At 73.1% G+C, this 26,433-nt stretch carries 25 protein-coding genes; 15 read left to right on the plus strand and 10 right to left on the minus strand.

What is annotated here, in order from left to right; all coding sequences use genetic code 11:
- The first annotated feature begins 87 nt into the window (after nt 1-87).
- The gene (locus ACIRJT_RS00605) at nt 88-2,958 is read left to right on the plus strand and encodes an FAD-binding and (Fe-S)-binding domain-containing protein (protein ID WP_403902674.1); all 2,871 of its coding nucleotides are present in this window, start codon (nt 88-90) and stop codon (nt 2,956-2,958) included.
- Between the two features lie 18 nt (nt 2,959-2,976).
- Here ACIRJT_RS00605 and ACIRJT_RS00610 read toward each other — a convergent pair whose 3' ends face one another.
- Nucleotides 2,977-3,867 carry a LysR family transcriptional regulator gene (locus ACIRJT_RS00610; RefSeq protein WP_403902676.1) on the minus strand — a complete coding sequence of 297 codons (891 nt, stop codon included), beginning with the start codon at nt 3,865-3,867 and terminating at the stop codon, nt 2,977-2,979.
- 191 nt (nt 3,868-4,058) lie between these two features.
- On the opposite strand from ACIRJT_RS00610, the gene ACIRJT_RS00615 reads away from it, so the two are divergent.
- Nucleotides 4,059-5,057 (plus strand): EamA family transporter, encoded by a 999-nt coding sequence (locus ACIRJT_RS00615; RefSeq protein ID WP_403902679.1) that lies wholly within the window; start codon nt 4,059-4,061, stop codon nt 5,055-5,057.
- Nucleotides 5,058-5,288: 231 nt separating this feature from the next.
- Nucleotides 5,289-5,741, plus strand: a complete 453-nt coding sequence (locus ACIRJT_RS00620; RefSeq protein WP_403902682.1) for a hypothetical protein — start codon at nt 5,289-5,291, stop codon at nt 5,739-5,741.
- A gap of 72 nt (nt 5,742-5,813) precedes the next feature.
- Here the strand turns inward: ACIRJT_RS00620 and ACIRJT_RS00625 are convergent, their stop codons facing one another.
- Complete coding sequence (locus ACIRJT_RS00625; RefSeq protein ID WP_403902685.1) at nt 5,814-6,815, minus strand: DUF2690 domain-containing protein; 1,002 nt, start codon at nt 6,813-6,815, stop codon at nt 5,814-5,816.
- Between the two features lie 390 nt (nt 6,816-7,205).
- Here ACIRJT_RS00625 and ACIRJT_RS00630 point away from each other — a divergent pair, with 390 nt between their 5' ends.
- Nucleotides 7,206-7,538: a peptidoglycan-binding protein gene (locus ACIRJT_RS00630; protein ID WP_403902687.1), complete on the plus strand. Its 333-nt coding sequence runs from the start codon at nt 7,206-7,208 to the stop codon at nt 7,536-7,538.
- 12 nt (nt 7,539-7,550) lie between these two features.
- Here the strand turns inward: ACIRJT_RS00630 and ACIRJT_RS00635 are convergent, their stop codons facing one another.
- Both ACIRJT_RS00635 and ACIRJT_RS00640 read right to left on the minus strand, forming a co-directional pair.
- Nucleotides 7,551-8,489 carry a helix-turn-helix domain-containing protein gene (locus ACIRJT_RS00635; protein WP_403902690.1) on the minus strand — a complete coding sequence of 313 codons (939 nt, stop codon included), beginning with the start codon at nt 8,487-8,489 and terminating at the stop codon, nt 7,551-7,553.
- A gap of 146 nt (nt 8,490-8,635) precedes the next feature.
- On the minus strand, nt 8,636-9,592 hold the full coding sequence (locus ACIRJT_RS00640) for an oxidoreductase (protein ID WP_403902693.1): 957 nt from the start codon (nt 9,590-9,592) through the stop codon (nt 8,636-8,638).
- Nucleotides 9,593-9,733: 141 nt separating this feature from the next.
- Between ACIRJT_RS00640 and ACIRJT_RS00645 the strand changes: the two genes are divergently transcribed.
- The gene (locus tag ACIRJT_RS00645; protein WP_403904378.1) at nt 9,734-10,345 is read left to right on the plus strand and encodes a TetR family transcriptional regulator; all 612 of its coding nucleotides are present in this window, start codon (nt 9,734-9,736) and stop codon (nt 10,343-10,345) included.
- Nucleotides 10,346-10,421: 76 nt separating this feature from the next.
- Here the strand turns inward: ACIRJT_RS00645 and ACIRJT_RS00650 are convergent, their stop codons facing one another.
- A complete protein-coding gene (locus ACIRJT_RS00650; protein ID WP_403902696.1) occupies nt 10,422-11,135 on the minus strand; it encodes an NUDIX domain-containing protein in 714 nt (237 codons plus the stop codon).
- A 228-nt stretch (nt 11,136-11,363) separates the two neighbouring features.
- Here ACIRJT_RS00650 and ACIRJT_RS00655 point away from each other — a divergent pair, with 228 nt between their 5' ends.
- The 8 genes from ACIRJT_RS00655 (at nt 11,364) to ACIRJT_RS00690 (ending at nt 21,767) form a co-directional block, all read left to right on the plus strand.
- Nucleotides 11,364-12,179: a TIGR03084 family metal-binding protein gene (locus tag ACIRJT_RS00655; protein ID WP_403902699.1), complete on the plus strand. Its 816-nt coding sequence runs from the start codon at nt 11,364-11,366 to the stop codon at nt 12,177-12,179.
- On the plus strand, nt 12,176-13,927 hold the full coding sequence (locus ACIRJT_RS00660) for an acyclic terpene utilization AtuA family protein (RefSeq protein ID WP_403902702.1): 1,752 nt from the start codon (nt 12,176-12,178) through the stop codon (nt 13,925-13,927). Before ACIRJT_RS00655 ends, ACIRJT_RS00660 begins: the two co-directional genes overlap by 4 nt.
- Entirely contained in the window at nt 13,924-15,522 is a 1,599-nt protein-coding gene (locus ACIRJT_RS00665) for an acyl-CoA carboxylase subunit beta (protein ID WP_403902705.1), read from the plus strand. The genes ACIRJT_RS00660 and ACIRJT_RS00665 overlap by 4 nt, the downstream gene beginning before the upstream one ends.
- Nucleotides 15,523-15,529: 7 nt before the next feature.
- A complete protein-coding gene (locus ACIRJT_RS00670; RefSeq protein WP_403902708.1) occupies nt 15,530-17,506 on the plus strand; it encodes an acetyl/propionyl/methylcrotonyl-CoA carboxylase subunit alpha in 1,977 nt (658 codons plus the stop codon).
- On the plus strand, nt 17,503-18,696 hold the full coding sequence (locus ACIRJT_RS00675) for an acyl-CoA dehydrogenase family protein (RefSeq protein WP_403902710.1): 1,194 nt from the start codon (nt 17,503-17,505) through the stop codon (nt 18,694-18,696). The genes ACIRJT_RS00670 and ACIRJT_RS00675 overlap by 4 nt, the downstream gene beginning before the upstream one ends.
- Before the next feature lie 142 nt (nt 18,697-18,838).
- The gene (locus ACIRJT_RS00680; protein ID WP_403902712.1) at nt 18,839-20,440 is read left to right on the plus strand and encodes a 4-coumarate--CoA ligase family protein; all 1,602 of its coding nucleotides are present in this window, start codon (nt 18,839-18,841) and stop codon (nt 20,438-20,440) included.
- Nucleotides 20,437-21,171 carry an enoyl-CoA hydratase family protein gene (locus tag ACIRJT_RS00685; RefSeq protein WP_403902714.1) on the plus strand — a complete coding sequence of 245 codons (735 nt, stop codon included), beginning with the start codon at nt 20,437-20,439 and terminating at the stop codon, nt 21,169-21,171. The genes ACIRJT_RS00680 and ACIRJT_RS00685 overlap by 4 nt, the downstream gene beginning before the upstream one ends.
- Nucleotides 21,159-21,767, plus strand: coding sequence for a TetR/AcrR family transcriptional regulator (locus tag ACIRJT_RS00690; RefSeq protein WP_403902716.1), 609 nt, complete (start codon nt 21,159-21,161; stop codon nt 21,765-21,767). Before ACIRJT_RS00685 ends, ACIRJT_RS00690 begins: the two co-directional genes overlap by 13 nt.
- A 49-nt stretch (nt 21,768-21,816) precedes the next feature.
- On the opposite strand, the gene ACIRJT_RS00695 is transcribed toward ACIRJT_RS00690, so the two are convergent.
- From ACIRJT_RS00695 to ACIRJT_RS00715, 5 genes are all read right to left on the minus strand, one after another.
- The gene (locus tag ACIRJT_RS00695) at nt 21,817-23,082 is read right to left on the minus strand and encodes a serine hydrolase domain-containing protein (RefSeq protein ID WP_403902719.1); all 1,266 of its coding nucleotides are present in this window, start codon (nt 23,080-23,082) and stop codon (nt 21,817-21,819) included.
- 178 nt (nt 23,083-23,260) lie between these two features.
- Nucleotides 23,261-23,677 (minus strand): DUF4440 domain-containing protein, encoded by a 417-nt coding sequence (locus ACIRJT_RS00700; protein WP_403902722.1) that lies wholly within the window; start codon nt 23,675-23,677, stop codon nt 23,261-23,263.
- A 55-nt stretch (nt 23,678-23,732) separates the two neighbouring features.
- Complete coding sequence (locus ACIRJT_RS00705; RefSeq protein WP_403902724.1) at nt 23,733-24,116, minus strand: VOC family protein; 384 nt, start codon at nt 24,114-24,116, stop codon at nt 23,733-23,735.
- A 47-nt stretch (nt 24,117-24,163) separates the two neighbouring features.
- Entirely contained in the window at nt 24,164-24,751 is a 588-nt protein-coding gene (locus ACIRJT_RS00710) for a dihydrofolate reductase family protein (RefSeq protein ID WP_403902726.1), read from the minus strand.
- Between the two features lie 120 nt (nt 24,752-24,871).
- Entirely contained in the window at nt 24,872-25,291 is a 420-nt protein-coding gene (locus tag ACIRJT_RS00715; protein ID WP_403902729.1) for a GNAT family N-acetyltransferase, read from the minus strand.
- Between the two features lie 205 nt (nt 25,292-25,496).
- Here ACIRJT_RS00715 and ACIRJT_RS00720 point away from each other — a divergent pair, with 205 nt between their 5' ends.
- On the plus strand, nt 25,497-25,733 hold the full coding sequence (locus tag ACIRJT_RS00720) for a DUF6243 family protein (protein ID WP_403902732.1): 237 nt from the start codon (nt 25,497-25,499) through the stop codon (nt 25,731-25,733).
- A gap of 261 nt (nt 25,734-25,994) precedes the next feature.
- Nucleotides 25,995-26,417: a hypothetical protein gene (locus ACIRJT_RS00725; RefSeq protein ID WP_403902734.1), complete on the plus strand. Its 423-nt coding sequence runs from the start codon at nt 25,995-25,997 to the stop codon at nt 26,415-26,417.
- Nucleotides 26,418-26,433: the final 16 nt, after the last annotated feature.

Here is a 26,433-nt window from a genome sequence, read left to right on the forward strand (position 1 = left end):
AGATCTTGTGGGCTTTTTTGTACTGCTTACGTGCTTTGATCCGCCCGTATCCCAAGAGTTCACCCGTCCCGGCTCCATGCTGAGACCATGGCCGAACAGCATCGACCGCATACCGACACTCGACCGGCGACCTCCCGGGCGGCTTCCCCGGCTTCCCCGGCTTCCCCGGCTTTCGTCGCGGCGCTCCGCTCCGCCGTACGCGGCGCGAGCGACTTCGGCGCCGCCGCCCGGGCACTGACGACGATGGACGCCTCCAACTACCGCCGGGTCCCGCTCGGTGTGTTCGCCCCGCTCGACGCCGACGACATCGCCGCCGCCCTGGCCGTCTGCCGGGAGCACGGGGTGCCGGTGGTGGCGCGCGGCGGCGGCACGTCCATCGCCGGACAGGCCACCGGTACCGGCCTCGTCCTCGACCTGACCCGCCATCTGCGCACGATCCTCGACCTGGACCCCGCCGCCCGCACCGCCGTCGTCCAGCCCGGAGTGATCCTGGACGACCTGCGGGCCGCCGCCGCACCCCACGGCCTGACCTTCGGCCCCGACCCCTCCACCCACAGCCGCTGCACCCTCGGCGGGATGATCGGCAACAACTCCTGCGGCGCGCACTCGGTGGCCTGGGGCACGACGGCGGACAACGTGCGGAAGCTGTCGGTCGTCCGCTACGGCGGCGAGAGGCTGCACCTGGAACAGGGGCGCGGCGAGGGGCCCGAGGGCGTCGGCGCACTCGTCGCCGCCCACCTCGCCCTCCTGCGCACCGGCTACCCCGCGCTCCCGCGCCGCATCTCCGGGTACGCGCTCGACGCGCTGCTCCCCGAACACCCCGGCGGCCCCGACCCGGTCCGGGCGTTCTGCGGCAGCGAGGGCACCCTCGGCGTCGTCACCGAGGCCACCGTGCGCCTGGTCGAGGCCCCGCGCGCCCGCGCCCTGGTCGTCCTCGGATACGCCGACGAGTCCGCCGCCGCCGACGCCGCCCCGGGCCTCCTCCCGTACCGCCCGCTCACCGTCGAGGGCATGGCCGCCGACCTCGTCACCCGGTCCGCCGGGCTGCCGCGCGGGGCAGCCTGGCTGTTCGTCGAGACCGGCGGCGACACCCCGGCCGAGGCGAGGGCGCACGCGGAACGCGTCCTGCGGGGCGCCGACGCGGTGGACGGGGCGGTCGTCACGGACCCGGCCGGGCAGCGGGCCCTGTGGCGGATCCGCGAGGACGCCGCCGGAACAGCGACCCGGATGCCCGACGGAGCCGAGGCCTGGCCCGGCTGGGAGGACTGCGCGGTGCCGCCCGCCCGGCTCGGCGCGTACCTCCGCGACTTCCGGGCCCTCCTGGCCGAACACGGCCTGCGCGGCACCCCGTACGGCCACTTCGGCGACGGCTGCGTCCACGTCCGCGTCGACTTCGACCTGCTGACCGACGCCGGGGTGGCCCGCTTCCGCCGCTTCTCCGAACAGACGGCCTCCCTCGTCGTCGAGCACGGCGGCTCCCTCAGCGGCGAGCACGGCGACGGCCAGGCGCGCGCGGAGCTGCTGCCCCGGATGTACGGGGGCGAACTCGTCGCCCTCTTCCACCGGTACAAGGACCTGTGGGACCCGGACGGCGGCCTGAACCCGGGGATCCTGGCCCGCCCGGCACCCCTCGACGCGAACCTCCGCTTCGCCGTCCTCCCCGGACGCCCGGTGGACGTGGAGTTCGGATACCCGCAGGACGGCGGGGACTTCGCGGGCGCGGTCCGCCGCTGCGTCGGCGTCGCCAAGTGCCGTACGACGGAGGCGAGCGGCGCGGGCGTCATGTGCCCGTCCTTCCGGGCGACCGGCGAGGAGGCGCACTCGACCCGGGGCCGGGCCCGGCTGCTCCACGAGATGCTCGCGGGCGAGATCGTCACGGACGGCTGGCGCAGCGAGGAGGTCCGGGACGCGCTCGACCTGTGCCTCTCCTGCAAGGGCTGCCGCAGCGACTGCCCGGTGGGCGTCGACATGGCCACGTACAAGGCGGAGTTCCTGCACCACCACTACCGGGGCCGGCTCCGCCCCGCCGCCCACTACGCCATGGGCCGCCTCCCGCGCTGGCTCCGCCTGGCCGCCCCCTTCGCCCGGCCGCTGAACGCGCTGGCCCGGCTGCGCCCCCTCGCCGCGCTCGTGAAACGGCTGGCCGGGATCGCGCCCGAGCGCACGATCCCGGTTCTGGCGACACAGACGTACAGCCGGTGGCTGCGCGCACGTCAGGGCAAGGGCACACGCGTCCTTTCCACGAACCGGGTGGTGCACCTCTGGGCGGACACCTTCACCGAGCACCTCTCCCCGCAGGTGGGCCGGGCGGCGGTCCGGGTCCTGGAGGAGGCGACGGGGCGCACGGTGCTGCCGCCCCCGCGCGGGCTGTGCTGCGGTCTCACCTACGTGTCGACGGGCCAGCTCGACGCGGCCCGCCGCGTGATGCGCCGCACCCTGGACCGCCTCGACCTCCTGCCGGGCCGACCGCTCGTCGTCCTCGAACCGAGCTGCGCCGCGACGCTCCGCACCGACCTGCCCGAACTCCTCCCAGACGACCCGCGCGCCGCCGAACTGGCCTCCGCCGTGCGGACGTTCGCGCAGTATCTGGAGGAGTACGCCCCCGACTGGACCCCGCCCCGACTGGACCGCCCGGCCGCCGGCCAGACGCACTGCCACCAGCACGCGGTCCTCGGCGACGCGGCGGAACGCGGGCTGCGCGAACGGATGGGCCTGACCGGCGAACTCAGCGGCGGCTGCTGCGGGCTCGCCGGGAACTTCGGCTTCGAGAAGGGCCACTGGGAGGTGTCCGTCGCCTGCGCGGAGGAGCGGCTGCTCCCCGCCGTACGGGAAGCGGAACCCGGTACGGAACTCCTCGCGGACGGGTTCTCCTGCCGTACGCAGCTCGACCAGCTGGCCGGACGGCGGGCCCGGCACCTCGCGGAGGTCGTCGCGGAGGGGCTGGAGGACGACGCGTAGGGCGGTCGGGCCCGCGGCTCAGCGCGTCGAGCCCCGCGCGACGATCTCCCGGGCCAGCGCGGCCAGCTCCGGCAGCGCCGGGTGGCCGGGGGCGTCGCGGCGGGCGAGGAGGACCGGGACGCCCGGGGCGTCGTCGAGCGGGACGTAGGCGACCCCCGTGTGCGGGTGCAGGGCCGCGGTCGAGGCGGTGGACACCCCGCTGCCGCGGCCGGCGGCGATGGCGGTGAGCCAGTCGTCGGTGTTCCCGACGGTGAGGGTGGCGGCCGGGCGGGCGTGCGGCGGCCACAGGTCGGCGGTGGTGGTGCCGGAGACGGTGTTCAGGACGACGGGCCCTTCCGCGAGATCGGCGAGGGCGAGCGAGGCCCGCCCCGCGAGCGGCCCGTCCGCGGTCACCGCCGCCACCCGGACCTCGGTGAACAGCACCTCGGCGACGAGCCCCGGCGCGTCCACGGGACCCCGCAGCAGCGCCGCGTCGACCTCGCCCCGGGTCAGGCCGGCGGTGCGGTCGTCGATCCGGAGCAGCTCCAGCGGGGTCCCCGGGTGGCGCTCCTGCCAGGCCCGCAGCAGCGGCGTGGTGTACGGCCCGAACGCGGACCAGGCGTGCCCGAGCCGCAGCGGCCAGGTGCGCAGCCGCCCGGCGTCGAGGGCCTCGTCGAAGGCGGCGACCGCGGCGGCTGCCTTGTCGCGGAAGGCGACGCCGTCGGGGGTCAGGGCGAGGTGGTGGGTGGAACGGTCGACGAGCCGGACCCCCAGGTGCCGCTCCAGCGCCGCCAGGGTGCGGGACACGGCGGGCTGGGTCAGCCGGAGGCGGGCGGCGGCCCGCGTGATGTTCGACTCCTCGGCGACCGCGAGGAAGGCCCGCAGGTGCCGGAGTTCCACGGGGCGGCCGGTGGAGGGCGCTTCGCTCATGCGTGGGGAGCATAACGGGAGCTTGATCGGTATTTCACGGAACGCGCGGGTGTCCTTACGGTGAAGGAAAGCCGTTGGCGGAACAGTGCGCTCTGTCGTACCGTCCAGTCCATTAGAGTGCACTGAGCCGTCTCGTCTCCCCGCCTGTCTCCCCGTCCCCGCTCCGTTCCCGCTCCCTCGGAAGGTCCCCCGTGAACGACCAGCGCAGCGCCGCCGAACCGGCCGCCGCAGCCGTCGCCGTACCCGAAGCGGTGACGGCACTCGAAGGCGCCGGGGCGGGTGCGGACGTCCAGGGCGGCGTGGGCACGGGCGCACCCGCCGGGCGGACCGGGGCCGAGCGCCGGGCGGCGCTGACGCCGATCGTGCTGGTGGTCGCAGGCGGCCTGTCCGTCCAGTTCGGCTCGGCCGTCGCGGCTCTTTTGATGCCGAAGGCGGGCGCGCTGGGCGTCGTCACCCTGCGGCTGGCGGCCGCCGCGCTGATCCTGCTGGTGATCTGCCGCCCGAAGCTGCGCGGCCACTCGCGCGCCGACTGGGGCACGGTGCTCGCCTTCGGCGTCGCGATGGGCGGCATGAACACGCTCTTCTACCAGGCGCTGGACCGGATCCCGCTCGGTATCGCCGTCACCCTGGAGGTGCTCGGCCCGCTCGCCCTCTCGGTGTTCGCCTCGCGCCGGCTGATCAACCTCGTGTGGGCGGGCCTCGCCCTCGCCGGCGTCGTGCTGCTGGGCGGCGGAGGCTTCGACCGCCTCGACCCGGTCGGCGCGGCGTACGCCCTGGGGGCCGGGGCGATGTGGGCGGCGTACATCGTGTTCAGCGCCCGCACCGGCCGCCGCTTCCCGCAGGCGGACGGGCTGGCGTTGGCGATGGTGGTCGCCGCTGTCCTCTCGCTGCCGCTGGGCATCATCGAGTCCGGCGCGAAGCTCACGGTCCCGTCCACCGTGGCGCTCGGCGCGGCGGTGGCCCTCCTCAGCTCGGTCCTTCCGTACACCCTGGAACTGATGGCGCTGCGCCGGCTGCCCGCGCCCACGTTCGCCGTGATGATGAGCCTGGAGCCGGCCATCGCCGCCGGCGCGGGCTTCCTGATCCTGGACCAGGCCCTCTCCACCACGGACGCCCTCGCCATCGCCCTGGTCATCGGGGCCAGCGTCGGCGCGGTGCGCAGCCGGACGGGCCCGCGCCGCGAGGGGTGAGCCGCACCTCGGGCGCCGTGGAGGTTCCGGGCCTCCCGGCGTCCCGCCGCGGTGTCACCCGCGCCGGTATCACCGCAGGTCACAGACGTGGGTGTCCCACGATCCCCCAGGCCGGCGGTTTTCGTGGACGGGCCCCGGCGGACGAGGGGAGTCTCGGTGACGTACCGACCGGCGGGCAACGACTGCCGCCGCGTCGGGCGAACCGAGAACGTCCTACGAAGGAGCACAGTGATGGCATCACGTCAGGGCCTGACTCTGATCACCGCGGCCGCCGTCCTCGGCGGTGGCCTCGCCCTCGCACCGGTCGCCACCGCCGCCCCCGGCACCGCGTCGGCCAAGCCCACCGCGGTGACACAGGGGGTCTCCGCCGCGGCGAAGGCCAAGCCCGCCAAGTGCGTGCTGAAGACCGCCAAGTGGACCACCTGCAAGAAGGCCGGCAAGATCACGGTGAAGAAGGGCAGGACCATCCTGGTCGAGCTCACCTCTTCCGGGAACAAGAAGATCGACCTCCGGATCGCCAACAAGAGCTCGAAGGCGCTGGCCAAGGAGTACAACGTCCGCCCCGGCTCCGGCTACGTCCTCTCCTGGACCAACAGCAGCAGCAAGTCCAAGGCCGTCAAGATCCAGGCCGACCGGGACGTGCCGGTGAGGGTCACCGCCAACATCCGCTACAAGATCAAGTAGCAGCCCCGCAGAGCGCCCGCCGGCGGACCGCACCCGAGCGGCTCGTCGGCGGGCGTTCCCGCGTTCCGCGTTCTAGGAAGGAACCGGTGACGCCCCCGGAAGGGGCCTGTCCCGGCCGTGCCGCGTACATCCCTGCTCTCCGGTGGACAGTTCCCAGCAGGTCTTGACCTCCCGGGGAGACGGGGCCGACATCATGAAGGTGTACGCGGCGCGGTTCGCGTCGTCGGGCACCACCTCGGCATAGGTGTGGCCGTCCTTCCTGACGGCCCTCACCCGGTCCCCGGGCCGCGCGGATTTGATGCGTGCCCACGCGGTCCGGCAGGTGCTGCTGTAGCGGACCTCGACGAATCGCCCGCCCGCCCGTGTCATCGCGGCGGTCCAGGCGTCGCCGCCGCACCCCATCTCCACCGCGTCCGTGCCGTCGCACGCCGTGCCGAAGCACTTCGCCTCCACGCCCTTGACCGGGGGCTCCTGGACATCCGCGGCCCCGGGCGGGGCGGCGTCGCCGTCCGCCGGCCCGCTGTCGGCGAGGCCGACGAGGACGGCGGCCGCGCAGACGGCGGCGACGGCCGCACCCGCCGCGACCCGTGCCGCGATGATCCCGCGACGGCGACGGCGACGGGCGGGCAGCTCGGGCCGGTCGGGCCGGTCGGGCCGGTCCTGTACGGAGTCGGCTTCTGCGGCCTCCGCGACCGTGCCACCGTTCCCGGGCTCCGTCGGAGGCCCGGGGCGGGGCGACTCCCGCGATGACTCCCGCGATGACTCACGCGGTGACTCACGCGGTGACTCACGTGCGGTGCGTGATCTGCCGCTCCAGGCGGACTCGGCCACTTCCCACAGGGCCAGCAGCCGCTCCCCGTCGGTTCCGCTCCCCACGGCCAGGGCCTCGACCGCGCCGCGCGGCGGAAGCTGCGAGCCGTTGAGGAACCGTTCCCAGGACGACTTGCTGTACGGAGTCGCCTCGGCCAGTGCCGCCAGGCTCATGCCCGCCGCGACCTTCGCCCGGCGCAACTCCCCGACGAGCCGGCCGACATCGGGATTCATGTGCTCGGGTAAGGATTTCCCTTCAGTCATATAACAGACCCATTTTCCTTCCTTGTCCACGCCCGCCCGAACGCTCATACACTGCTGGGGATATGCCCAGGGGATGGCAGCGAGCGCGAGGAAGGCCGCATGCATCGGTCATGGTCGACAGTGTTCGCTTTGGTGGCCATTGTCGTGGCGAGCGGCTGCGCGGGAAGTGACTCCCGCTCCCCGACGGGCGGTTCCCCGGCCGAACGGTCACAGCCCCCGACGCCCCCGACGCCTCCATCGGACGCGTCGGACCCGTCGGACGCGTCCGACCCGTCGGACCCGTCGGATTCGGCACGGGAGAGAACGTACGTCCGTGGTGCCGGTCCCCTTGCCGGGCACTGGGACGACGAAGGCCTCCTGGGCGAGAACCTGCCATCGCGCAGCGACCTGGTGGCCCTGTGGCAGGCGGTGCTGTGGGCCGACGGATACGTCAACAGGTCGCGGATCGACTGCTTCTACGGCGAGTCGACCATCCGGGCCACCCGTGCATGGCAGAGCAACAGGGGGCTGCCGGCGGACGGCATCATCGGCCCCCAGTCGTTCGGCAAGGCGGGAGAGCGGCTCACCGAGCGCGCGGACGCCGTGTACTACGAGGGGGCGAAGCACTCCGTGCCCTTCCGGCGCGCCGCCGACGGGAGGTATCTGGTGAAGGACGCGGGCCGGTTCAAGCCACTGCACCGCTATCGGGCGACCCTGGAAGTGTGCGCGGAGCGGCCCGGCTGATCCGGGCGGCGGTCAGTCCGTCCAGGAGCGGTTGTCCGAGGCGACGCACGCATGCGCGTCCCGCGCCCGGAGGCATGCCTGCGCGCCGGTCCCCGCGCTGTCCGGCACCGGGAGCATGCGGGTGCGGCCGGTGCCGGGTCGCTCGTCCAGGTGGGCCGGCTGCGGTGAGCTGACGGACAGCCGGTCCGATGCCCGTACGGGAGACACCTCGCCCCAGACCGTCCCGCAGTGCGCGCTGTGCTTCAGCTCCAGGCGCTGTGCGTCGCGGTCGAGCCGGCCCAGAACGCGCCCGTCGCGCGCACATCCCGTGCGGACCGGGTCCAGCCCCTCGCAGCCGGGCCCCCGGCACTGAGCCACCCGGTCCGCGACGTCGGCTGCGGGGCCGGGGTGGGCCGGCCAGGGCCACGACGGGCCTTCGAAGGTCCTGCCCGAGGACTTCGGCACGGCCAGCAGGCAGACCACGGCGAAGCCGGCCGCGAGGGACCGCAGCCGTGCCGACGACCGAACCCGCGAAAGGGCCCGGACCTGTGGCTGCGCCTGCGCCTGTGTGCGCGCCTGCGGCCGTTCGACGCCGACCGGACCCGAACCGGTCTCCGACGGCTGTTCCCGCCGCTCCTCACGGTGCCCGTCCTGCCGGGTCCGGAGAATGGCCGGAACCGCCTCACTCTTTCGGGGCGTTGGCTTCGCCTCCGCGGCAGATTCCCACAGCACCCGGAGCCGGACCAGATCCTGCCGTCCCGCGCCGCCGAGCTTCCCGAGCGCTTCCGCCGCCGCCCAGGGAGGCACCGCGGCCGCGTTGAGACAGCGCTGCCAGGAGGAGGCGCTGTACGACGTCTTCGCCGCCAGCGCGCCCAGGCTCAGGCCCGAGCGGTCCTTCAGCAGCCGGAGCCGCTCCGTCAGCCGCCGTCGCTCGGGCCCCAGTTCCGCCGCCAGCGGAAGCCACCGTGCCATTCGACCCGGGCTCCCTTCCGTACCGTTCACGGGCGTGCGTACAGGCGGACGCCCCTACAGGGCGTGCCCCGATGTGCGTGCCCCGATGCGCGTGCCTGCACGCGCGTGCCTTGATGCGTGCGCCGCCCAGTTGCGAAGCATGCCCGTCACGCGGGGGCCGGGAGCGGGAAGCGGACATCGGTCAGCTCCTCCGACACCTCCCACAGCCGCCGCCCGGTCGGGGCGTCTACGGCCGCCGGGGCGAGGGGCACCCGGGTCGGCCCGCCGCGCAGCTCCCCGGGGCCGTCCGGGCCGATGAGGTCGCCGCCCCGCGCGTCCGGGGCGGTCGCCGCGTACAGCTGCGGAAGCGCGCCCGCGCCGGGGTGTTGGGCGAGGGGCCGCAGGACACGGCCGAACAGCAGCTTCACCAGGCCGGTCGGCCCGCTCGTCTGGAGGTTGGTGGCGGTGTAGCCCGGGTGCGCCAGCAGGCTCCGGACCGGGCTGCCGGACGCGGTCAGCCGGCGGTGCAGCTCGTGCCCGAAGACGGCGTTGGCGAGCTTCGACCGGTCGTAGAAGGCCATCGGTCCGTAGTCGCGTTCGCCGTTCAGGTCGTCGAAGCGCAGGCGTGCCTTGCGGTGGTTGACCGAGGTCACCGTGACGACGCGCGGGTCCCGTCCCCCGGCCGCCAGCAGGTCGAGCAGCAGGCCGGTGAGCGCGAAGTGCCCGAGGTGGTTGCAGGCGAACTGGAGCTCGTGCCCCTGCGCGCCGGCCGAGCGGGGCGGTGCCATCACCCCGGCGTTGTTGACCAGCGTGTCGAGCCGCGCGTGGTCGGTGCGCAGGGCGTCGGAGAACGCGCGTACGGAGTCGAGGTCGGCCAGGTCCAGGCGGCGCACCTCCAGCGAGGCCCCCGGCCGGTCGGCGGTGATGGCGGCGGCGGCCCGGCGCCCCTTCTCCTCGTCGCGCACGGCGAGGACCACATGCCCGCCGCGGTGGGCGAGGGCCCGGGCGGTCGCCAGCCCGAGGCCGCTGTTGGCCCCGGTGACCACGGAGACCCGGCCGCTCTGGTCGGGGATCTGCTCGGCGGTCCAGCGCGGCTTCTTCTGCTTCCCGTCCTGTGTCCTCATGCGGCATACGTTGTCGTGCGTGGCACTCGGTGTCAAGAAGATACCGAGTTTCAAGAGGATACCGAGTGTCGAAGATGGCATGGCGTTACGATGATGGGTGTGAGCACCCGCCCCGCAGTGAGCACCCGCCCCGCAGTGACCATGGCCCAGCGCAAACGTCAGCTCGTCACGGACGAACTGACCGAAGCGGCGCTCCAGTTGATGGCACGGGAGGGGTTCGACGCGGTCACGGTCGACGCGATCGCCGCCGCCGCCGGAGTGTCCAAGCGGACGTTCTTCCGGTATTTCGCGTCCAAGGAGGACGTGGTGGTCCAGTTCCTGGCCGACATGGGAACGGGCATGCGCGCCGAACTGGCCGCCCGCCCCGCGGCCGAGTCCCCTTCGGCGGCCCTGCGCCACGCCGTCTGGATCGCCATGGCGGCCTGCGCCGACGGTGTCGAGCACTCCGGTCGGGCCCTCCGGGTCGTCCAGCTGATCCTGCGCACACCCGCCCTGCGCGCCCGCTTCCTGGAGCACCAGGCCCAGTGGCGCGACGACCTCGCCGTGGAGCTGGGCCACCGCCTCGGGCTCGACCCGGAGGCGGACCTCCCCCCGCGCCTCGCCGCCGGGGCCGCACTCGCGGCGTTCGACACCGTGCTGCGGCGCTGGAGCGACAGCGACGGGGCCGAGGACCCCGCCGCGCTCACCGACCGGGCCTTCGCCTTCCTCGCCCCGGCCCTGGATGCGGCCGGGCCGCCCGGCGCTTCCCGGTAGCGGCCCGCGCGCCGGACGGGCTCAGTGCGAGCGCCTCACCAACCGCACGGCAGGCCCAGCCGGGTACGCGAGCGCTTCACCAGGCGCACGGCAGGCCCAGCTCGGTGATGGAGTCGGCCAGCTCGGCCGGGCGCCCGGGCCATCCCGTCCGGTGCCAGTGCTCGATGCGCCAGGACAGCCGCCGGGGCCACAGCGGGGTGACGGGCAGGCGTTCCACCGGTATCCAGACCGGGGTGCCGCCGTAGGTGTCCAGTGTCTCCGGAGGGCCGACCTCGCCCGTCGCGGACACGGTGAAGTAGTGCTCGCGGCGTCCGCCCTTCCAGACGCGTGCCACCTCGGGCCCCGCGGTCCCGGCCAGGCCGGTCTCCTCGTCGAGCTCGCGCACGACGGCCGCCTCCGGGGTCTCGCCCGCCTCGACCCCGCCGCCCGGGATCTCGTAGTACGGCGCGCCGTCCTCCTCGAAGCGGATCAGCAGCATGGCCCCGTCACGGATGACGATCGCCCCGGCCCGTACCCGTGCCGGCGGCACGGCCGCAGGATCCTCCAGGCACACCGGGCCCCGCGGGGGTGCGCCTTCCGCCCAGGCGCGCAGGACCCTCTCCGCCGTCCCGACCGGCCGGATGCGCGCGTGCAGGGCCTCCGCCAGGGACAGTGCGGCGCGCGGCGCACCGGGATCGCCGGGGTGCCCGTCGGGGAAGGCGTAGTGCAGGCCCCCGGCGTCGTACCGGGGCTCCAGGACCAGCTTGTCGGAGTCGAACCGGACGGTCACCGCACGGGGTTGGGCAGTCATCGACGGAGGCTAACAGCGCACCACGGCCGACGGCTGCCGGAATATCCCGTCCGGGCGGGACCGGACCTCGCGGGCGAGCGGCAGGGAGCGCCGGCAGCCGGCTAGGGGGACGGCAGGAGGAGGGTGAGGGCGGCGGAGGGCGGCGGAAAATCATGCAAGCGTGCTTGATTGTTTCCCGGCCCGCTGCCATGCTCCTGGGCACCACACCCGGTCCCGAGGGGGGCGCACGTGTCCGCTGTCGTAGCCGTGATCGATGATCTGCGCGAAGAGAGCGACGAACTCGACGCCCTGGTCGGAGGGTTGGACACCCTGGCATGGCGCTGCCCGACGCCCGCCGAGCGGTGGACCGTCGCCCACCAGATCGCCCACCTCGGCTGGACCGACGAGGTCGCGTTGCTGGCGGCCACGGAGCCGGACCTCTTCGGGGACGAGGTGGCCAAGGCGCTGGCCGCGCCCGAGTCCTTCGTCGACGAGGCGGCCGACACCCTGGTCGCCGCCCATGGCCCGGACGCCCTGCTCGCCCGGTGGCGGGAGGGGCGGCAGCGGCTCGACCAGGTCCTCAGGGACGCCCCGGCCGGCACCCGGATCCCCTGGTACGGGCCCCCGATGAGCATCGCGTCCATGGCGACCGCCCGGCTCATGGAGACCTGGGCGCACGGCCAGGACATCGCCGACGCCCTCGGGGCGACCCGGGCCCCCACCGCCCGGCTCCGGCATGTGGCGCGGATCGGCGTACGGGCCCGGGACTACGCCTACGCGGTACGCGGGATCACCGCGCCCGAGGAGGAGTTCCGCGTCGAACTCCACACCCCGGACGGCGAGATGATCGCGTACGGGCCGGAGGGTGCCGCCCAGCGGGTCAACGGGCCGCTCCTCGACTTCTGCCTCCTGGTCACCCAGCGCGCCCATCGGTCCGACCTCGCGGTCACCACCGAGGGGCGCGACGCCGACCAGTGGCTCTCCATCGCCCAGGCCTTCGCCGGGCCTCCCGGACCGGGCCGCCCGCCCCGCGCGGAGCACGCCGAACAGGGCGACCGCCGGTGAACGTCCCCGGCCCCGGTGCCGGTCCCGGCCCCCTCCGGATCGGCAACGCCTCCGGCTTCTACGGCGACCGCTTCGACGCGTTGCGCGAGATGCTCACCGGCGGCCCCCTCGACGTCGTCACCGGGGACTATCTCGCCGAGCTGACCATGCTCATCCTCGGCCGCAGCCGTCTCAAGGACCCCGACAAGGGCTACGCCACCACCTTCCTGCGCCAGTTGGAGGAAGGGCTCGGCCTCGCCCACGAGCGCGGTGTGAAGATCGTCGCCAACGCGGGCGGCCTCAATCCGGCCGGACTGGCCGACGCCGTGCGGCAGTTGGCGCAGAAGCTCGGCGTGCCCGTCACCGTCGCCCACGTCGAGGGCGACAGCCTGCCCGTCCCGGACGGCTTCCTCACCGCCAACGCCTACCTCGGCGGCTTTGGGATCTCCGCCTGCCTGCGGGCCGGGGCCGATGTCGTCGTCACCGGCCGGGTCACCGACGCTGCCCTGGTCACCGGGCCCGCCGCCGCCCACTTCGGCTGGGGCCCGGACGACCTGGACGCGCTCGCGGGGGCCGTGGTCGCCGGGCACGTCCTGGAGTGCGGTACGCAGGCGACCGGCGGGAACTACGCGTTCTTCCGCGAGCACGACGCCCGCCTCCGCCGCCGCCCCGGCTTCCCGCTCGCCGAGATCCACGCCGACGGCTCCTCGGTCATCACCAAGCACGACGGTACGGGCGGGGTCGTCGACGTCGGCACCGTCACCGCCCAGCTCCTCTACGAGACCGGCGCAGCCCGGTACGCGGGCCCTGACGTCACCGCCCGCCTCGACACCGTGACGCTGACCCCGGACGGCCGGGACCGGGTCCGTATCGACGGTGTACGCGGCGAGGCCCCGCCACCCACCCTCAAGGCCGGGCTCACCCGGCTCGGCGGCTGGCGCAACGAGGTCGTCTTCGTCCTCACCGGCCTGGACGTCGAGGCCAAGGCGGACCTGGTGAAGGACCAGTTCGCCGACGCCCTGGAGCGGACCGGCGGGCGCGGGCCCGCCGAGGTGCGCTGGGAGCTGGCCCGGACCGACCACGCAGACGCCGACACCGAGGAGCGGGCCAGCGCGCTGCTGCGGCTCGTCGTCCGCGACCCGGAAGCCGACGCGGTCGGCCGGGCCGTCTCCGCGGCGGCCGTGGAGCTGGCCCTCGGCAGCTACCCGGGCTTCCACGTCACCGCCCCGCCCGGAAAGGGCGCACCCTACGGGGTGTTCGAGGCCAGGCCCGTACCGGTGGCGGACGTCGAGCACACCGCCGTGCTCCCGGACGGCCGCCGAGAGGTTCAGGAACCACCGGCCCGCACGCAGGAGTTGACCGGTCTGGACGCGCCGCCGCTCCCCGAGCCGTATCCGGCCGCCATCCCCACCCGCCGCGTACCTCTCGGTCTGGTCGCGGGCGCCCGCAGCGGCGACAAGGGCGGCGACGCCAACGTGGGCGTCTGGGTGCGCGACGACGACGCCTGGCGGTGGCTGGCGCACGAGCTGACCGTGGAGCGGCTCAAGGGACTCCTGCCGGAGACAGCCGACCTGACCGTCGTGCGCCATGTGCTGCCGGGCCTGCGCGCCCTGAACTTCACCGTGCACGGGCTGCTGGGCGAGGGCGTCGCCGCCCAGGCCCGGTTCGATCCCCAGGCCAAGGCGCTGGGGGAGTGGCTGCGGTCCCGGTCGCTGCCCGTCCCCGTACCGCTGCTGGAAGGCGTCCCCCTCCCGGAGGTGACCGCATGACCGTCCTGCCCACCGGGCTCGACACCAAGAGCCCCGAATACGCAGCCCATCGGTCCACCATGGTGGAGAAGCTCGCCGAGCTGGAGACCGAGCACGCCAAGGCCCTCGCGGGCGGCGGCGAGAAGTACATCGCCCGGCACCGCGAGCGCGGCAAGCTCCTGGCGCGGGAGCGGATCGAGCTGCTCGTCGACCCCGACACCCCGTTCCTGGAGCTGTCGCCGCTGGCCGCCTGGGGCAGCGACTATACGGTCGGGGCCTCGCTCGTCACCGGCATCGGGGTGGTGGAGGGCGTCGAGTGCCTCATCACCGCCAACGACCCGACCGTACGCGGCGGGGCCTCGAACCCGTGGACGCTGAAGAAGGCGTTGCGTGCCAACGAGATCGCCTTCGCCAACCGGCTCCCTGCCATCAGCCTGGTGGAGTCGGGCGGGGCCGACCTGCCGTCCCAGAAGGAGATCTTCATCCCGGGCGGGGCTCTCTTCCGCGACCTCACGCGGCTCTCCGCCGCCCAAATACCCACCGTGGCGGTTGTGTTCGGCAACTCCACCGCCGGAGGTGCGTACGTGCCCGGCATGTCCGACCACACCGTGATGATCAAGGACCGGTCCAAGGTCTTCCTCGGCGGACCGCCCCTGGTGAAGATGGCGACCGGCGAGGAGAGCGACGACGAGTCCCTCGGCGGCGCCGAGATGCACGCCCGTACCTCCGGGCTGGCCGACCACTTCGCCGTCGACGAGCAGGACGCGATCCGCCAGGCCCGGCGGATCGTCGCCCGCCTCAACTGGCGCAAGGCGCACGCCGATCCGGGTCCCGCCGAGCCGCCGAAGTACGACGAGGACGAACTGCTCGGCATCGTGCCGGGCGACCTGAAGGCGCCGTTCGACCCGCGCGAGGTCATCGCCCGCCTGGTCGACGGCTCGGACTTTGACGCGTTCAAGCCGCTGTACGGGACGAGCCTGGTCACCGGCTGGGCACGGCTGCACGGCTATCCGGTCGGGATCCTCGCCAACGCGCAGGGTGTTCTCTTCAGCGAGGAGTCGCAGAAGGCCGCCCAGTTCATCCAGCTCGCCAACCAGCGCGACATCCCGCTGCTCTTCCTCCACAACACCACCGGCTACATGGTCGGCAAGGAGTACGAGCAGGGCGGCATCATCAAGCACGGCGCGATGATGATCAACGCCGTCGCCAACTCGAAGGTCCCGCATCTGTCGGTCCTGATGGGGGCGTCCTACGGTGCGGGCCACTACGGCATGTGCGGCCGCGCCTACGATCCGCGCTTCCTCTTCGCCTGGCCGAGCAGCAAGTCCGCCGTCATGGGCCCGCAGCAGCTCGCCGGGGTCCTGTCCATCGTCGCCCGCGCCTCCGCCGCCGCCAAGGGGCAGCCCTACGACGACGAGGCCGACGCCGGGCTGCGGGCGATGGTGGAGCAGCAGATCGAGGCGGAGTCGCTGCCGGTGTTCCTGTCCGGGCGGCTGTACGACGACGGGGTCATCGATCCGCGCGACACCCGCACCGTCCTCGGCATGTGCCTGTCCGCGATCCACACCGCACCGGTCGAGGGCGCCCGCGGCGGCTTCGGCGTCTTCCGGATGTGAGGCCCAGATGACCATCGGTACCCTGCTCGTCGCCAACCGGGGCGAGATCGCCTGCCGGATCTTCCGCACCTGCCGTGACCTGGGCATCACCACGGTCGCCGTGCACTCCGACGCGGACGCGGAGGCCCTGCACGTACGGGAGGCGGACCTCGCGGTGCGCCTGCCGGGCGCGGCCCCCGCCGACACCTATCTGCGCGGCGACCTCGTCGTGGCCGCCGCGCTGGCCGCCGGGGCGGACGCCGTGCACCCCGGGTACGGCTTCCTCTCCGAGAACGCCGCGTTCGCCGCCGCCGTGCTGGACGCGGGCCTGGTGTGGGTGGGTCCGCCGGTGAAGGCCATCGAGCTGATGGCGTCCAAGACCCGGGCCAAGGAGTTGATGGCCGGGGCCGGGGTCCCGTTGCTCGCCCCCGTGGACCCGGCGACGGCGGGCCCCGACGACCTGCCGCTGCTGCTGAAGGCGGCGTCCGGCGGCGGTGGACGCGGCATGCGGATCGTCCGCGAACTCGACGCGCTGCCCGGCGAACTTCTCGCGGCCGCCGCCGAGGCCGCGTCGGCCTTCGGGGACGGCGAGGTCTTCGCCGAGCCGTACGTGGAGCGTGGCCGGCACGTCGAGGTCCAGGTGATGGCCGACGAGCACGGCACCGTGTGGGCGCTCGGCACCCGGGACTGCTCGCTCCAGCGCCGCCACCAGAAGGTCATCGAGGAAGCCCCGGCCCCCGCCCTGGACGACGTCCTGCGCACCCGGCTCCATGAGGCGGCCGTGGCGGCGGCCCGGACGGTCGGCTACCGGGGCGCGGGAACCGTGGAGTTCCTGGTCTCCGCCGAGGGGCGCCCGTACTTCCTGGAGATGAACACCCGCCTCCAGGTCGAACACCCGGTGACGGAAGCCGTGTTCGGGATCGACCTGGTCGCCCTGCAACTGCGCGTGGCGGAGGGCGAGCCGCTGGCGGCGACACCCCCGCAGCCGTCGGGCCACGCGGTGGAGGCCCGGCTCTACGCCGAGGACCCCGCCCGCGAGTGGCAGCCGCAGACCGGAGTCCTCATCGCACTGGACGTGCCGGACGCCCCGGGCCTGCGCCTGGACACCGGATACACCGGCGGCGACACCATCGGCGTCCACTACGACCCGATGCTCGCCAAGGTGATCGCCCACGCCCCGACCCGCGCCGGAGCCGTCCGGCTGCTGGCCCGCGCGCTGGAGCGGGCCCGGATCCACGGCCCCGTGACCAACCGCGACCTGCTCGTGACGTCGCTGCGCCACCCGGACTTCGCGGCGGCACGCCTGGACACCGGGTTCTACGACCGGCACCTCGCCACGCTGACCGCCCCGGCGGCCGGCCGGAACCCGGCGACGGCCGCCCTCGCCGCCGCCCTGGCGGCAGCCGTCCGCAACACCACCGCCCCCGGCGGTCCCGCTCCCACCCGCTTCGGGGCCTGGCGCAACGTGACATCAAGACCGCAGCGGCGGCGCTACCGGAGCGAGCCGGACGGGATCGAGTACGAGGTCGCCCACCACACTCCGCGCACCGGCGTCCCGGAACCGCACGACGCCCCGGGCGTCCGGGTCCTCACCGCCACCCCAGGCCGGGTCATCCTCGAAGTGGGCGGTGTGGCACGGCACTTCACGGTCACGGCCGACCGCGACCGGGTGTACGTGGACACGACCGACGCCTCGTACGCCTTCACCGCCCTGCCCCGCTTCACCGACCCCGCCACCCACACCGCGCCGGGCTCCCTGCTCGCCCCGATGCCCGGAACCGTCGTCCGCCTCGCGGAGGGCCTGGCCGCCGGGGCCCCCGTCGAGGCCGGGCAGCCGCTGATCTGGCTGGAGGCGATGAAGATGGAGCACCGCATCCTCGCCCCCGCCGCCGGCACCCTCACCGCCCTGCACGCCGTCCCCGGCCACCAGGTCGAGGTCGGCGCGCTGCTCGCCGTGGTCCAGGAGGACCCGGCCGCCATCCCCGTACCGGAGGAGACCGCATGAGCACCGCCCGCACCGCCGCCGGCACCGTCCTCGAAACCGAAGAGCACCAGGCCCTGCGCGCCGCCGTCGCCGCCCTCGGCAAGCGGTACGGGCGCGACTACATGACCACCGTCATCCGCGAGGGCGCCCACACCGACGAGCTGTGGGCGGAGGCCGCCAAGCTCGGCTACCTCGGCGTGAACCTCCCCGAGGAGTACGGCGGCGGGGGTGGCGGCATGGCCGAACTCTCCATCGTCCTGGAGGAGTTGGGTGCGGCGGGATCGCCCCTCCTCATGATGATCGTGTCGCCCGCGATCTGCGGCACGGTCATCGCCCGCTTCGGCACCGACGAACAGAAGCGGACGTGGCTGCCGGGCCTCGCCGACGGAAGCCTCACCATGGCCTTCGGCATCACCGAGCCCGACGCCGGCTCCAACTCCCACCGCATCACCACCACCGCCCGCCGCGACGGCACCGGGCCGGGCGCCGACTGGCTGCTCACCGGCCGCAAGGTCTTCGTCTCCGGCGTCGACATAGCCGACGCGACGCTGATCGTCGGCCGCACCGAGGACGCCCGCTCCGGGAAGCTGAAGCCCTGCCTGTTCATCGTCCCGCGCGACGCCGAGGGCTTCGGCCGGAGTCGGATCGACATGGAACTCCACGCCCCCGAGAAGCAGTTCGAGCTGGTCCTGGACGACGTGCGCCTGCCCGCCGACGCCCTGGTCGGCGACGAGGACGCGGGCCTCCTCCAGCTCTTCGCGGGACTCAACCCCGAACGGATCATGACGGCCGCGTTCGGTATCGGCATGGGCCGGTTCGCGCTCTCCACGGCCGTCGAGTACGCCAGGACCCGGCAGGTCTGGAAGGCCCCGATCGGCTCCCACCAGGCCATCGCGCACCCGCTCGCCACCGCCCACATCGACCTGGAGCTGTCCCGCCTGATGATGCAGAAGGCGGCCCGGCTGTACGACGACGGCGACGACGTCGGGGCGGGCGAGGCGGCGAACATGGCGAAGTACGCGGCCGGGGAGGCCTGCGTGAAGGCGGTCGACCAGGCCGTGCACACCCTCGGCGGCAACGGCCTGACCCGCGAGTACGGCCTCGCGTCCCTGATCACCGCGTCCCGGGTGGCCCGGATCGCCCCGGTCAGCCGGGAGATGATCCTGAACTACGTCTCGCACCAGACGCTGGGCCTGCCGAAGTCGTACTAGAGCCTGTTTGCGAAGAGGCACGTCCGACCCCTCCCCATCCCTCCCCCACAGAGGCGATTCTGACCCTCCACCCTCCACACCCGCACGGCGTCCCGCACCGCCACCCGGGCGGCGCGGGCATCCGCGACGACAGGGGACCGCCATGGTGTTCCGCAGCGAGTACGCAGACGTACCGGCCCTCGACACGCCCATCCACGAAGCGGTCCTCGGCGGGGCCGCCGGGTTCGGTGACGCCGTCGCCCTGATCGACGGGACGAACGGCGCCTCCCTCACGTACGCCCAGCTCGACGGCTTCCACCGGCGCATCGCCGCCGCGCTCGCCGAGGCCGGTCTCCGCAAGGGCGACGTCCTCGCGCTCCACAGCCCGAACACCATCGCCTATCCGGCGGTCTTCTACGGGGCCACCCGCGCCGGGGCCTCCGTCACCACGGCCCACCCGCTGGCGACGCCCGAGGAGTTCGCCAAACAGCTCGCCGACAGCGGCGCGCAGTGGATCGTCACCGTCTCCCCACTCCTCGACACCGCCCGCCGGGCGGCCGAACTGGCGGGCGGCATACGGCAGATCTACGTGTGCGACCAGGCGGAGGGTCACACCTCCATCCTGGACATGCTGTCCTCCACCGCCCCCGAACCGACGATCGCCATCGACCCCGCCGAGGACGTCGCGGCGCTCCCGTACAGCTCCGGCACGACGGGCACGCCCAAGGGCGTGATGCTCACGCACCGCTCGATCGTGACCAACCTGGAGCAGCTGAGACCGTTCATCCCGATGGGCGAGGGCGACCGCATCCTGGCCGTCCTCCCCTTCTTCCACATCTACGGACTCACCGCCCTCATGAACGTCCCGCTGCGCTGCGGCTCCACCGTCGTCGTGCTGCCGCGCTTCGACCTGGCGCAGTTCCTGGAGGCCATCCAGACGCACCGCATCACCGGCCTGTACGTGGCCCCGCCGATCGTGCTGGCCCTGGCGAAGCACCCGCTGGTGGGGGAGTACGACCTGTCCTCGCTCCAGTACATCGTCAGCGCCGCCGCCCCGCTCGACGCCGAGCTGGCCGCCGCCTGCTCGGCCCGCCTGGGGCTGCCGCCGGTGCGGCAGGCGTACGGGATGACGGAGCTGTCGCCGGGGACGCACGTGGTGCCGCTCTCCGTCGAGCAGCCGCCGCCGGGCACGGTCGGCAAGCTGCTGCCGGGTACCGAGATGCGGATCGTGTCGCTGGAGGACCCGGCGAAGGACGCCGAGCCGGGGGCCGACGGCGAGATCCTCATCCGCGGCCCCCAGGTGATGAAGGGCTACCTGGGCCGCCCCGACGCCACCGCCGACATGATCGACGCGGACGGCTGGGTGCACACGGGCGACGTCGGCCGGGTGGACGCGGAGGGCTGGCTGTTCGTCGTCGACCGGGTCAAGGAGCTGATCAAGTACAAGGGCTACCAGGTGGCCCCCGCCGAGCTGGAGGCACTCCTCCTGACCCACGAGCACCTCGCGGACGCGGCGGTGATCGGGGTGTACGACGCGGAGGGCAACGAGGTCCCGAAGGCGTTCCTGGTCCGCGGCCCGGGTGCGGGGGACCTCACCGCCGACGCCGTCATGGCCTACGTCGCCGAACGCGTCTCCCCGTACAAGAAGGTCCGGCAGGCCGAGTTCGTCGAGGCCGTGCCCCGGGCGGCGTCCGGCAAGATCCTGAGGCGCGAGCTGCGCGACCGGCAGAAGAGGGACCCTGCGCAAACCCCGGAGGAGAAGTGACCCTGATCGGACGGACGGCGGACCGGGGAGTGGCGACGCTGACGCTGGACTCCCCGGCGAACCGCAACGCGCTCTCCGCCTCCCTGGTGGGCGAACTCCGCGCGGCCCTGGCGGCGTGCGCGGCGGACGACACCGTACGGGCGGTACTGCTCACCCACACCGGCACGACGTTCTGCGCCGGGGCGGACCTGAAGGCGCCGCCGGACCCGGAGGCGTTCGTGGGCCTGATGCGGGAGATCGTGGCGCTGCCCAAACCGGTCGTGGCCCGGGTGACGGGCCATGTCCGGGCGGGCGGCCTGGGCCTGCTGGCGGCGTGCGACATCGCGGTGGCGGGCCCGGCCTCGACCTTCGCCCTGACGGAGTCCCGCCTCGGCCTGGCCCCGGCGGTCATCTCGCTCACCCTGCTCCCCCGCCTGGACCGCACGGCGGCGAACCGCTACTACCTGACCGGTGAGCGCTTCGACGCGGTCGAGGCGGCCAGGATCTCGCTGGTCACGGTGGCCGCCGAGGACGTCGACGAGGCACTCGTCCCCGTCCTGGACGGGCTGCGCCGGGCCTCGCCACAGGGGCTGGCCGCATCGAAGGAGCTGGTCACGACTACGGTGCTCAGGAGCTTCGACCAGTACGCCGAAGACCTCGTCGCCCGATCCGCCGCGTTGTTCGCCTCCGACGAGGCGAGGGAGGGGATGACGGCCTTCCTCGAACGACGGGACCCGGCATGGGTGCGGTGACGACCTCCTCCTCCCCTTCCAAGGCCGCTCACGCGCCGAAGCAGGACCGCAGCCGGGCGACCCGGCAGCGGCTCCTGGAGGCGGCGGTGGCCTGCCTGGCCGAACACGGCTGGGCGGGCTCCACCGTCTCCGTCGTCGCCGAGCGCGCCGGCGTCTCGCGCGGCGCGGCCCAGCACCACTTCCCGACCCGCGAGGACCTGTTCACGGGGGCGGTGGAGTACGTCGCCGAGGAACGCTCCGCGGCCCTGCGCGCGCTTCCCGACCAGGGCCGCGCCGAGGTGGTCGCGGCCCTGGTCGACCTCTACACCGGCCCCCTGTTCCGGGCCGCGCTCCAGCTTTGGGTCGCCGCCTCCAACGAGGCCCAGCTCCGCCCGCGCGTGACGGAACTGGAGGCGCGGGTGGGCCGCGAGACCCACCGGATCGCCGTCGAACTCCTGGGCGCCGACGAATCCCGCCCCGGAGCCCGCGAGACGGTCCAGGGCCTCCTGGACATGGCCCGCGGCCTCGGCCTCGCCAACCTCCTCACCGACGACACCGCCCGGCGGGCGAGGGTGGTGGCGCAGTGGGCGGCGCTGGTGGAGGAGGGGCTGGGGTGAGAGCCCGGACGGGGCTTCGGGGCGGCCTCAGGGAGCGGCCGGGGTGGCCTCAGGAAGTGGCCGGGGCGGTCGGCTTCCGGGAGGCGTTGCCGTCGTAGACGTTGTCCGGGGTGGCGATCCGCGTGACCGCGCGGGCGAGCAGGGTGGACCGCTCCTGACCGTCGCTCAGGGAGTCCGTGTTGATCATGATGACCATGGTGGCCTTCTGCGAGGGCAGGTAGACGGTCACGGTCTCGTACCCCGGCAGGGAACCGTTGTGCCCGATCCACCCGTCGGCGTCGAAGATGCCGAGGCCGTAGCTGAGCCCCGGGAAGCCGGTCGGCCGGGTCCTGAGCCGCTGTGCCTGGGTCGCGGGGCTCAGCAGCTCGCCGGTGGCGACGACCTTGGCCCACCGGCGCAGGTCGTGCAGATCGGAGATCATCGCGCCCGCCGCCCACGCCCAGGAGGGATTCCAGTCCGTGGCGTCCTCGGTCGCGCCGCTCAGCGTCTGGTCGGTGTAGCCGCGGGCGTGCGGCTCGGGGAACTCGGCCCCGGTCGGGAAGAGCGTGTCGTGCAGGTGGGCGGGCCGGAGCACCCGCTCGTGGATGACCTGGCGGAGCTTCTGACCGGTGACCTTCTCGATCACCAGGCCGAGCAGCACGAGGTTGGAGTTGGAGTACTGGAACTCCGCGCCCGGCTCGAAGGTGTTCTTGTGCTTCATGCCGTACGCGAGCACGCCCCGCGGGGTGAACGAGCGGTACGGGTCGCTCAGCAGGTCGTGCACGAAGTCCGCGTCGGCGGTGTACGGGAACAGCCCGCTGCGCATCCCGGCGAGCTGGCGCAGCGTGATCCGGTCGCCGTTGCGCACGCCGGAGACGTAACGGGAGATCGGGTCGTCCAGCTTGACGAGCTTGTCGTCGACGAGTTGGAGGAGCGCGGTGACCGTGAACGTCTTGGTCTCACTGCCGATCCGGATCCGGGTGTCGGCCGACATCGGCTCACGGGTGACCGTGTCGGCGACGCCGCCCGCGTGGACGTAACTCCCCTTCCCCGGCATCCACAGCCCGACCACCACCCCGGGAATGCCGGCCTGCTCGCGGACGTCCTCGATGGCCCTGTCCAGCTTGGCGGTCAGCCCGGGACCGAGGCCGCCGGACGGACAGTCGTCCTCACCGCGCCGGTCGTGTCCGCCGAGCCGGTCGTTCCCGTGGTGCTGATCGTGCCGGTCGAGGCCTGCGGCGTGGACCGCCGGGGCGGGGGCCACGGCCATCGGGGCCAGTACGGACGCCACGAGCAGCATCGCGGCGTACAGACGTCGGGTGGGGGAGCGTCGCATGGGGGCCTCTTCCGGACCGGGAGGGAGGGGAGCGGAGCGACGGCAACGACACCACCCGCCCTCCGGACTCCTTACCGCATCCCGGCCGCGCCCTGCGAAGTCCACTCGTTCGGAGCCGCGCGGCACAGGGACGTCGGACCCGTCGGCGTCAGGCGGTGTCAAGCGGTGCCGGGCGGCGTCAGGCGGTGCCGGACGGGGTACGGCCCCGGGACCGCACCCCGTCCGGAACGGGCGTCGCCTGGTGGTAGTACATCCGCCACGACGTCTCCCCGGCCCGCCTGCGCCACAGCGAACCCCGGCGGGCCCGTTCGACGCCGAGGACGGTCTCGTACGTGAGGTGCACCAGCCCGGGCCCCAGCACCACTCCGGTCATACCGGAGGGCTCGTAGCGCGGGCTGTCCGCGCCTCCGCCGTCCAGGCCGGGGAGCGCGACGAGCATCTCCTCGTACGTCCACCGCCTTCCGGAAGCCCCGATCTCGACGAACTCCGGGTCGAGCAGTGTCCCGGCGATGGGCCGCGAGAGACGGACGGCGGGGTCCATCAGCCGCAACTCGCCTTCGATCGCCGCGTTTATGTCTTCGTTCTCCGGGCTCATCCGGCCATCGTCGCCGATGAGTCGCAGGCGTCATCCGTCCCGGGTGGCGCGAGCGTCAGGAATTCATGGCGGCCCGGTCGGACTCACTCCGCAGGACGCAGAACTCGTTGCCTTCGGGATCGGCGAGGATCGCCCAGCCCGAACCATCGGGATTCCGGTGATCGGCGACGAACGTGGCGCCGAGGTCCATCAGCCGCTCCACCTCCTGATCGCGCGAGGTCTCCGGGCGCAGGCACAGATGGAGCCGGTTCTTGACCGTCCTGGCCTCGGGCACCTGATTGAAGTGCAGTACCGGGCCCTGTGCCAGCAGCACTTGAGCCTCCCGGACACCCGGCCTGTCCTCCGGGTGCAGCGGACGACCTGTCACACCGCTCCAGAACCGTGCGAGCTCGTAGGCATCCGCACAGTCGATCGCCACGTTCTGTACCACTGAAACCATGCGTCCCAGCCTTCCTGATCCGGCCGCGGAACGCCACCGACCCGCACTCATTCCTCGGGGCGGCGGTAGGTGTTGATCAGCACGCCGGACGGTGTCGGCCGCGTGGCGGTGAGCGCCAGGTGACGAGGGCTCCCGCCATCGGCGAAGAGCCGCTTGCCACCGCCCAGAATGAGAGGGAAGACGAGCAGCCGGTACTCGTCGACGAGATCGTGCTCGATCAGGGTCGCGAGCAGCTCTCCGCTGCCCAGCACCACCGTCTCGCTCCCGGACGCGGCCGTGATCCGGCTGATCTCCTCCACCGGATCGGCCCCGAGGAGGACGGAGTTCGCCCAGCCCAGCTCCTTGAGCGTGCGGGATGCGACGTACTTGGGCATCGCGTTCATCGCGGCCACGGCGGGGTCGTTCAGGTCGGCGTAGGGCCAGGTGGCGGCGAAGATCTCGTAGGTCCTGCGCCCCAGGAGGAGGGCGCCGGCACCGGCCGTGGCCTCGCTCATGAACCGCTCGACCACCTCGTCGACGTACGGCAGCACCCAGCCGCCCTGATCGAACCCACCGGCCCGGTCCTCGTCGGCCGAGAGGACCGACTGCATGACACCGTCCAAGGAGACGAAGTTGACCACGACCAGCTGACCCATGTGCTGTTCCCTGTCTGTGCGGTTGTCCTGCACGGTTGTCCTGCGCGGTTGGTTGCATCGATGGTGACCGCACGCGGGAGCGGAACTCATCGGTCACGGCGGCGCGGGTTACCGCCTTCTTCACACAGTGCGGTGCATGCCCACCGAGGCCGGTGCGGTCTCGCGGAAGCCGAACTTCCTGTAGAGATGCCGGGCGTCGCCGTCGGCGATGAGGGAGACATAGGCGCCGGCCGGGGCCCGGCGCTCCAGTTCGCCGACCAGCTCGGCCATGATGCGCTTCCCGAGGCCGCGCCCCTGATGTCCGGGGAGGACGCAGATGTCGACGACCTGGAAGAAGCAACCGCCGTCGCCGATCACCCGCCCCATACCGACCGGCTCACCGCCGTGGCGGACCTGAACCGCATGCCAGGTGTTCGGCAAGCCCAGCGCCGCGGCCTCGGGGGGCATCGCACTCAGTCCCGCCGCAGGTCGTAGCCGCAGGTAGGTCTCGACGGTAGGCAGCTCGACAGACAGTTCGTAAGGGTCATTATTCATCTTCATGGATTACATGCTAGGTGAGTCCGGCAGCCGCCACCCGGAATGGGTGGTGTGCGGGGGTCGGCGGAACCGGGTAACGTCTTCGTCATTCCAGACGCCGATTTACGAGTGAGCGCGTGATGGGCCGCCGCTGACGTCCTGCCGACGTCGCCGCCCGTCCCCCACCGGTGAATCCGTAGATCACTTCACACCCTTACCGGGAGAGCCCGTGACCGTGAGCAAGAACATCAACAACCCCGTGGGCCAGGGCGGCGGCCAGCGCAAGAAGCTGTCCCGCGCCGAACGGCAGAACAACGGCCCGCACCGCAACCTCGACCGCCGGAGCGCGGCCGACCAGAAGGCGGAGCTGGTGCGCAAGATGCGCGAGAGGACCGGCACGGCCGAGGGCGCCGGGCAGCCGGGCGACGACACCGCACAGGCGGGCGACGACGCCGCGCAGAGCTGACACAGGGCCCCGTATTCCCGTATTCCTCCCCGGCCACCGCGTGACCGTCTGTCTTCGCAGACCGATGATCGCGGTGGCCGCGCTTGTGCTCGCGCGGAGCGCGGCAGCTGATCGGAGGCAGCTGATCGGAGGCAGCTGATTACCTCGGAGGTAATTGATGCCCCCCGTGAGGGCCGCCTACCTTCAGCATGGTTCGGACGGCCGCACGGAGGGTCGCTTCCGTATCCGGGCAACTCCCTGGTGCACGAGAGGAAGACGACCATGACTTCGACGCAGTACGACGGGGCCACTTCATACGCGAGGGCGACGGGATCCGACGGTCTCGCGAGGCCGGCGCTCAAGCTGGACGCGGTGGTCACCGGCCTCAACGGCATCGCGTACCTGGCGCTCGCCACGGTCCTCGACTCCTTCTTCGGCGTCACGACGGCGGTCCAGTACCCGGTCGGAGTGTTCCTGCTCCTCTACGCGCTGGGAGTGCTCGCCATCGGGACGCGGAAGGAGATCAGCCGCACGGGACTGACGGCGGTCATCGCGGCGAACCTGCTGTGGGTGGTGCTCAGCCTGGCGGTGGCGATCTCCGGCGTTCTGTCTCCGACCGGCGTCGGCACGGTCTGGATCGTGCTGCAGAGCCTGACGGTCGGTGGCTTCGCCGTCCTCCAGTACGTGGGGCTCAAGCGGCTGTGAGCCAGTCCGGATCAGG

The organism is Streptomyces sp. NPDC102283, assembly GCF_044766265.1.
GTDB lineage: Bacteria > Actinomycetota > Actinomycetes > Streptomycetales > Streptomycetaceae > Streptomyces.

What these genes read in the sequence shown, in the direction of transcription:
- ACIRJT_RS00610 (WP_403902676.1), bottom strand. Translation starts at nt 3,867, where the DNA reads ATGAGCGAAGCGCCCTCCACCGGCCGCCCCGTGGAACTCCGGCACCTG.
- ACIRJT_RS00695 (WP_403902719.1), bottom strand. Translation starts at nt 23,082, where the DNA reads ATGCGACGCTCCCCCACCCGACGTCTGTACGCCGCGATGCTGCTCGTG.
- ACIRJT_RS00675 (WP_403902710.1), top strand. Translation starts at nt 17,503, where the DNA reads ATGAGCACCGCCCGCACCGCCGCCGGCACCGTCCTCGAAACCGAAGAG.
- ACIRJT_RS00690 (WP_403902716.1), top strand. Translation starts at nt 21,159, where the DNA reads ATGGGTGCGGTGACGACCTCCTCCTCCCCTTCCAAGGCCGCTCACGCG.
- ACIRJT_RS00605 (WP_403902674.1), top strand. Translation starts at nt 88, where the DNA reads ATGGCCGAACAGCATCGACCGCATACCGACACTCGACCGGCGACCTCC.
- ACIRJT_RS00640 (WP_403902693.1), bottom strand. Translation starts at nt 9,592, where the DNA reads ATGAGGACACAGGACGGGAAGCAGAAGAAGCCGCGCTGGACCGCCGAG.
- ACIRJT_RS00710 (WP_403902726.1), bottom strand. Translation starts at nt 24,751, where the DNA reads ATGGGTCAGCTGGTCGTGGTCAACTTCGTCTCCTTGGACGGTGTCATG.
- ACIRJT_RS00700 (WP_403902722.1), bottom strand. Translation starts at nt 23,677, where the DNA reads ATGAGCCCGGAGAACGAAGACATAAACGCGGCGATCGAAGGCGAGTTG.
- ACIRJT_RS00620 (WP_403902682.1), top strand. Translation starts at nt 5,289, where the DNA reads ATGGCATCACGTCAGGGCCTGACTCTGATCACCGCGGCCGCCGTCCTC.
- ACIRJT_RS00625 (WP_403902685.1), bottom strand. Translation starts at nt 6,815, where the DNA reads ATGACTGAAGGGAAATCCTTACCCGAGCACATGAATCCCGATGTCGGC.
- ACIRJT_RS00645 (WP_403904378.1), top strand. Translation starts at nt 9,734, where the DNA reads ATGGCCCAGCGCAAACGTCAGCTCGTCACGGACGAACTGACCGAAGCG.
- ACIRJT_RS00650 (WP_403902696.1), bottom strand. Translation starts at nt 11,135, where the DNA reads ATGACTGCCCAACCCCGTGCGGTGACCGTCCGGTTCGACTCCGACAAG.
- ACIRJT_RS00705 (WP_403902724.1), bottom strand. Translation starts at nt 24,116, where the DNA reads ATGGTTTCAGTGGTACAGAACGTGGCGATCGACTGTGCGGATGCCTAC.
- ACIRJT_RS00725 (WP_403902734.1), top strand. Translation starts at nt 25,995, where the DNA reads ATGACTTCGACGCAGTACGACGGGGCCACTTCATACGCGAGGGCGACG.
- ACIRJT_RS00680 (WP_403902712.1), top strand. Translation starts at nt 18,839, where the DNA reads ATGGTGTTCCGCAGCGAGTACGCAGACGTACCGGCCCTCGACACGCCC.
- ACIRJT_RS00715 (WP_403902729.1), bottom strand. Translation starts at nt 25,291, where the DNA reads ATGAAGATGAATAATGACCCTTACGAACTGTCTGTCGAGCTGCCTACC.
- ACIRJT_RS00670 (WP_403902708.1), top strand. Translation starts at nt 15,530, where the DNA reads ATGACCATCGGTACCCTGCTCGTCGCCAACCGGGGCGAGATCGCCTGC.
- ACIRJT_RS00665 (WP_403902705.1), top strand. Translation starts at nt 13,924, where the DNA reads ATGACCGTCCTGCCCACCGGGCTCGACACCAAGAGCCCCGAATACGCA.
- ACIRJT_RS00635 (WP_403902690.1), bottom strand. Translation starts at nt 8,489, where the DNA reads ATGGCACGGTGGCTTCCGCTGGCGGCGGAACTGGGGCCCGAGCGACGG.